Raw genomic sequence first — 359 nt, 5'->3', positions numbered from 1 at the left:
CCACCATTTCTTAGCTTCAACTCAATTGTAATTTCGGGCATCCGCCCTACTCGATACCAGTCTAAGCAAACACTCGCACTAAAATTGTCGAATGAAAATCATCAAGGTCGAGAAAAAAATTGCAGTCGCTAGCGGGTCTAACGACAAAATTTTTGACGATGAGATTGGCGATTTTATTCGGCTAGATAGAGTTAATGTTTACTTGGATTGGTATACATAAGGCGAGAATCTCTAGCTCAAGCCCAGTAGCGACCACCATTTCTTAGCTTCAACTCAGTTGTATTTTCGGGCGACCGCCCTACTCGATACCAGTCTAAGCAAACACTCGCACTAAAATTGTAGAATGAAAATCATCAAGG

Origin of the sequence: Alginatibacterium sediminis, from assembly GCF_003610775.1 — a bacterium.
Classification (GTDB): domain Bacteria; phylum Pseudomonadota; class Gammaproteobacteria; order Enterobacterales; family Celerinatantimonadaceae; genus Alginatibacterium; species Alginatibacterium sediminis.
Note: the sequence above shows the minus strand (reverse complement) of the source record.